Below are 4,930 nucleotides of genomic sequence, written 5' to 3'. Positions count from 1 at the left end.
GTTTGAAGCCTTTGCTGACCGTTGCTACGATGAGGACGTCAAACTGCTGGCACGTTCCAAGCCAGGCGCGGTACACAACCGCGAAAAAATGCTGGCTCAGGTTGAGCAACTGTGTCGCGAAGGCACATTGACGACCGTTAGCGGCAACATCCTGAAGATCGAAGCGGACACCCTGTGTGTTCACGGCGATAACGAAGAGGGTGTGCGTGCTATCGAAGCGATCCGTGGAGTGATCGAAGCATGAGAATTGAGGTTGCAGGCGAAAACGCCCTGATCCTCTATCTGGGCGAACACGGCGAGCCGGGAACGGCTAACCGCGTAGAACAGGCAGCCCGCCTGCTGAAGCAGGAGCTGGGTGATAGCCTGGTTGATCTGGTGCCATCTTATGCATCCGTTCTGTTGATCTTCGATATGTTCCGTTGCGATCACCTGCATGTCCGCGCAGGCATCCGCAAGGTGATGGGCGAACTGTCTGACGAAGCGTCCGAAGAGGGCCGCATCGTCACGCTGCCAGTGTTCTACGGTACCGAAGCCGGTGCTGATCTGGAGCAGCTGGCCCGTAATGCTGATCTGACCACTGAAGAGGTGATCCAGATCCACATGGCGGGTGAGTACCGTGTTTACGCAATCGGTTTCGCGCCGGGTTTTGCATACCTGGGTGATGTGGACGAGCGCATTGCTGCGCCTCGACTGTCTACCCCGCGCCAGCGTGTACCGCGTGGTGCTGTAGGTATCGCAGACCGTCAGACCGCAATCTACCCGGCCGTTTCTCCGGGTGGCTGGAACCTGATCGGCCGCTGTCCACAGCGTATGTTCGATCCGGACGCACAGCCAACCATGCCAGTACAGGTGGGTGATCGTGTACGTTTCGAATCGATCAGCCGCGATGATTTCTTCTCACTGGGAGGTACCTTAGATGACGCATAACGCGAACACTGAAGGCTTCCTGGTACGCCAGCCAGGCCTGATGACACTGATCCAGGATGCGGGCCGTTTCGGCCAGCACGGCATCGGTCTGACCTGCGGTGGTCCACTGGATGCCGAGGCATTTGGTTGGGCAAACCGCCTGTGTGGCAATGATGAAGGTGCGACCGCGCTGGAAGTGAGCTTTGGCGGCCTGACGCTGGAAGCACAGACGACAACGCGTCTGGCAGTGACCGGTGCAGAGATCCCTTTGTCCATCAATGGTCAGGAAAAAGAGCTGTGGCGCAGCCACCCGGTAAACGCGGGTGATGTGATCGAGCTGGGTTACGCCACCCAAGGTTGCCGTGCCTACCTGGCGGTTGCCGGTGGCTTTGATATCCCACACAGCTTTGGTAGTGCCGCTACCGTCAGCCGCGAATCCATCGGCGGGCTGAACGGTGGCAAGCTGGAACCTAACGATTTTCTGGCCTGTGCAGCGACCTCTGCAAATGGCTGCCTGGTGCTGGCTGAAGCGCACCGTCCGACTTACGGCGCTGAAGCGCACCTGCGTGTCATTCTGGGTTACCAGAAGCAGGCGTTCAGCGACCTGCAGATCGCACGCTTCTTCACCAGTGAGTACAAGACCACCGACCGCAGTGACCGTATGGGTTACCGCCTGACCGGTCCGGAGATCAAACCAGCGATTGACGGCATCCTGTCTGAGGGTATCTGTCACGGTGCGATCCAGGTTCCTGCCGATGGTCAGCCAATTATCCTGCTGAACGACCGCCAGACCATCGGCGGTTACCCAAAACTGGGTTCAGTACTGTCTCTGGACACCGCTAAGCTGTGTCAGCTGACGCCAGGGGCAACCATTACGTTTGAGGCGATCACCATTGATGACGCCCACAACCTGCACTTGCTGGCCAAGCACCGCACATCGGTGACTGAGCCAGAAGCGTGCTAAGAACAATAACTGGAGACCGTTCGTGAATATGAAACAGGAAATTACCCCACAGGCGCAGCTGCAAGAAGCTATGAAGCTCAGCCTGTCGATCGAAGAACTGTTGGTATCTCGTAACCTCCGTGGCATGAAAACAGTGCAGGGCATGATGCTGCCAGGTTACTGCCTGCGTGCAGCGATGATGATGCAGCAGTGTAAAGGCAACGTGCTGATCGGTACCGGCTTCCCGGTAGCGGGCACATTTGAAACCGATGGCCCAGTAGGTGCGATCTCCCTGTACAAAGCGTTTGAAGCGTGCGGTGCAACCCCAATCATGGTGTGCGGCGATCCGCTGGCTAGCGCGATGGAATCTGACTACCGCATCCACAAACTGCCGGTAGGTGAACTGAGCCGCGAAGAGCGTTTGCAGGCTGCTGACGAAATCCTGGCCCAGTACAACCCTCAGCTGGTTATCTCTATCGAGCGTCCAGGACAGGCAGAAGATGCCGGTTACTACAACATGCGTGGCGAATCCATTACCCCGAACGCAGCAAGCTTCGACGAGATCATGCAGGAAGCAGGTTGCCCGTCCATCGCTATCGGTGACGGTGGTAACGAGATTGGTATGGGTAACGTACGTCCGGCACTGCGTAGCCTGGACATCACTCCGGCTGTAACCCGCTGTTCTGAGCTGGTTGTGGCTGATGTATCCAACTGGGGTGGCCACGCGCTGGTTGCTCTGATGGGTTGGTTGAACGGCCAGGACCTGCTGGCTGACTTCGACAATCTGGAAGTACTGCAGTACTTGTCCGAGCGCGGCAGTGTTGACGGTGTAACCCGTGACAACACCCTGACCGAAGACAGCCTGCCAGCAGAAGATGGTGTGTCCATGCTGCTGGAACTGCGCAAACTGACAGGCTTTGCCTGATTTGAATTTTGACGCCTCTGCTTAGGCAGAGGGGTGAGTGAGACTTAATTTTTGAAAAAGGTGGTCGCGTGAGGGGACTCACGATCAGAGACTGCCAAGTTTGGAGTTTGTTATGAGTATTGTTTATCTAAACGGATCCTACATGCCAATGTCCGAAGCGAAGATCTCGCCAATGGACCGTGGCTTCCTGTTCGGTGACGGCATCTACGAGGTGATCCCTTCTTACGATGGCAAACTGGTTGGTTTTGGCCCTCACATCGACCGCATGAACGAAGGTCTGGGCTTCATCGACGTTAAGTTTAACTACTCCCACGCTGACTGGCGTGCAGTATGTGAAAACCTGATTGAAAAGAACGGTGGCGGTAACCTGGGTATCTACCTGCACGTATCCCGTGGTGCAGACAGCAAGCGTTTCCACGCGTACCCGGAAGATATCGAAGCGACCGTTTTCGCATTCGTATTCGAAATCCCAGCGGCTCCAGTAGCTGACAAAGACGTTGCTAAGTCTTACAAAGTTTCCAGCACCGAAGACCTGCGTTGGAAGCGTTGCAACATCAAATCTACAGCACTGCTGGGTAACGTAATGCACTTCCAGCAGGGCTACGAGTCCGGCAACAACGAAATCCTGCTGTACAACGGTGAAGGCGAACTGACTGAAGGTTCTGCATGTAACGCGTACATCGTAAAAGACGGCGTTGTGATCACTCCTCCGCTGGACAACCAGATCCTGCCGGGTATCACTCGTCTGATGCTGTTGGACATCCTGGGCAAAGACGGCTCTATCAAAGTTGAAGAGCGCATCGTGACTATGGATGAAGTACGCAACGCAGACGAAATCTGGCTGACCAGCTCCAGTAAAGAGATCGCTCCAGTTGTTGAACTGGACGGCCAGCCTGTAGGCGACGGCAACATCGGCGACGTGTGGGTTAAAGCACAGGCGCTGTACTCTGCTGGTAAGTACGACTACTAAGTCGATTTACAACGTATTTGGCGAATTCGGGTGATCGCCTTACCGGGCGTTCACCTGTCCCTTCTTACCTTACAAATGGTAAGACCCAGCGCTTTGATGTAACTCGGGTGGCGTTGCGCATATATAGTCATTCGAGAGGCAACCTGGCGTGCTCGCTCTACCGGTTTATGGATAAACCGCACTCACATGGAGGGGCTTATGCCCCTCTTTTTTCGCCTGTCCAAAGGTCTGATCGACCATCTGCGTATGCGCGTAACTTAATCTCTGTGCTACGGTCAAATTGACTATAATTGGAAGCGCGTTTTGCCACGGACCTTATCGATGCAGAAGCAGTCGTACAAAGATCTCGTTAACCTTTTCCCTCCCTCCGTTTGTCGTGATCTAGCCATGTTTGGGGCGTTGCCTGACGCCAGCCTTACCTACCTGATGGAAGAAGGTAATCTCTACCACAGTATGCCCGGCGATGTGCTGTACGCACTGAATGACAAATCTGAATCCTTCTTTATCGTCCTGAGCGGTGGTACCCGTTTCCACAAGGCCAAAGAGGCCTGTGGCCAGATGGTGAAACTGCGCTACTACGGACCGGGTGAACAGGTGGGATTTGTCGGCATGATCGGTCTGCAGAAACGCCACGGCACCCAGATCATGGAAGATGAAGGTTACTTGCTGGAGATCCCGGCAGAACTGTTCCATCGCTTCTGTGAGAAGTTTCCGGAAGAGTTCAAAATCCTCATGATCAACGTCACTCGCGAAATGAGCCGCGAAATTGCCGATCTTGATGCGATGTGCACTGAGTACAAGTAACCTGGCGCTCGACATCTGTATCACACCGTAGGTTGGCCTTCACGTAGTGAAGCCCAACACCAGCCACTTCTCCAAATCTATGTCTCATACTTGCCTACACAATATGCTCTTTCTCGTTGCTTAAAGTCGACAGGCTGCTTAGCGAAAGTGTTTGCAGTTCGGTTGGGGAGGCGTTGCTGGTGTTGTGTGGTCATTAGAGTACAGGTCTGGTGATGGGCGATTCATCCTCAGCCGGGTGCATGAGCAGATCTTCGGTGGCGTTGCGCAGCATATGGACGCTTACTCGGATATTTCTATTTTTATGATTCATTAGATACGAGACGTCGCCCTCGGAGAGGTCTGCTACAAGGGAACACCAAAATGGGGACTGAATACGATTCAG

The 4,930-nt window shown here is 54.6% G+C and carries 7 protein-coding genes; 6 read left to right on the top strand and 1 reads right to left on the bottom strand.

Annotation, left to right across the window (positions count from 1 at the left end; genetic code table 11):
- The 6 genes from ACEQ15_RS01380 to ACEQ15_RS01355 form a co-directional block, all read left to right on the top strand.
- On the top strand, positions 1-244 hold a 244-nt coding region (locus tag ACEQ15_RS01380; RefSeq protein WP_370277190.1), incomplete at its 5' end, for a LamB/YcsF family protein.
- Positions 241-927: a 5-oxoprolinase subunit PxpB gene (gene pxpB, locus ACEQ15_RS01375; RefSeq protein WP_370277189.1), complete on the top strand. Its 687-nt coding sequence runs from the start codon at positions 241-243 to the stop codon at positions 925-927. The genes ACEQ15_RS01380 and pxpB, both read left to right, overlap by 4 nt.
- Positions 917-1,870, top strand: a complete 954-nt coding sequence (locus tag ACEQ15_RS01370; RefSeq protein WP_370277188.1) for a biotin-dependent carboxyltransferase family protein — start codon at positions 917-919, stop codon at positions 1,868-1,870. The genes pxpB and ACEQ15_RS01370 overlap by 11 nt, the downstream gene beginning before the upstream one ends.
- 28 nt (positions 1,871-1,898) lie before the next feature.
- A complete protein-coding gene (locus tag ACEQ15_RS01365; RefSeq protein ID WP_370277191.1) occupies positions 1,899-2,774 on the top strand; it encodes a DUF4392 domain-containing protein in 876 nt (291 codons plus the stop codon).
- Between the two features lie 112 nt (positions 2,775-2,886).
- Positions 2,887-3,744 carry a D-amino acid aminotransferase gene (locus ACEQ15_RS01360; protein WP_370277187.1) on the top strand — a complete coding sequence of 286 codons (858 nt, stop codon included), beginning with the start codon at positions 2,887-2,889 and terminating at the stop codon, positions 3,742-3,744.
- Positions 3,745-4,131: 387 nt separating this feature from the next.
- On the top strand, positions 4,132-4,548 hold the full coding sequence (locus ACEQ15_RS01355) for a Crp/Fnr family transcriptional regulator (protein ID WP_370277186.1): 417 nt from the start codon (positions 4,132-4,134) through the stop codon (positions 4,546-4,548).
- 193 nt (positions 4,549-4,741) lie between these two features.
- Here the strand turns inward: ACEQ15_RS01355 and ACEQ15_RS01350 are convergent.
- The coding region (locus ACEQ15_RS01350) for a hypothetical protein (RefSeq protein ID WP_370277185.1) at positions 4,742-4,930 on the bottom strand (189 nt) is incomplete at its 5' end.

This window comes from Pontibacterium sp. (assembly GCF_964228735.1).
In the GTDB taxonomy this organism is placed as follows: domain Bacteria; phylum Pseudomonadota; class Gammaproteobacteria; order Pseudomonadales; family Balneatricaceae; genus Pontibacterium.
This window is presented reverse-complemented; position numbering and strand designations above follow the sequence as displayed.